The 710-nt window shown below is 71.3% G+C and carries 2 protein-coding genes; one reads left to right on the top strand and one right to left on the bottom strand.

Translation table 11 applies throughout. The annotated features are described in order from the left end of the window. The coding region (locus tag AC1DY2_RS20335; protein ID WP_476764062.1) for a 3-methyl-2-oxobutanoate hydroxymethyltransferase at positions 1–477 on the top strand (477 nt) is incomplete at its 5' end. Between the two features lie 48 nt (positions 478–525). Here AC1DY2_RS20335 and AC1DY2_RS20330 read toward each other — a convergent pair. Then, positions 526–710, bottom strand: a 185-nt coding sequence (locus tag AC1DY2_RS20330; protein WP_476764061.1) for an SPOR domain-containing protein, incomplete at its 5' end; no start/stop codon positions are given.

The following is a 710-nucleotide window of genomic DNA, read 5'->3' as shown; positions in this document are numbered from 1 at the left end:
ACGGGCGCCCACGCCGTGAAGCTCGAGGGCGGCGAACRCRGCCACAAGCAGATCCGGCGCATCGTCGGCGCCGGCATCCCCGTCATGGCGCACATCGGCTACACGCCGCAGAGCGAGCACGGCCTCGGCGGGCACGTCATCCAGGGCCGCGGCGAGGGCGTGAAGCAGTTGCTCGCCGATGCCAGGGCCGTACAGGACGCCGGGGCGTTCGCGGTCGTGCTCGAGATGGTGCCGGCCGATGCGGCACGTCAGGTCACCGAGCTGCTCGACATCCCCACGATCAGCGTGGGCGCCGGCCCGCACACCGACGGCCAGCTCCTCGTCTGGACCGACTGGGCGGGGCTCACGATCGGGCGCGTGCCGAAGTTCGTGAAGCAGTACGCCGACCTGTCGGGCATCCTGAGCGGCGCCGCGAAGGCGTGGCGGGCGGACGTGGAGTCGGGCAGCTACCCCAACGCCGAGCACAGCTACGAGTAGCGGCTGCGCTCTCGCGGCCTGCCGGCCGACTCTTCGGCGCGCAGAGGATCAGCGGTCCTCGGCCTCTTCCTCAGCCCACTTCGCGCTGTTCGCACGCAGGATCTCGAGCGCCCGCTCGGCCTCGGCGCGGGTCTCGAACGGCCCCACGCGATCGACCGCCGGCGACTGGAAGCCCTGCTCGACCTCGCCCGTGTGCATGTTGTACCAGAACTGGTGCTCGACATCCTCGGCCA

This window comes from Agromyces sp. P1_H4, assembly GCF_056405255.1.
This window is presented reverse-complemented; position numbering and strand designations above follow the sequence as displayed.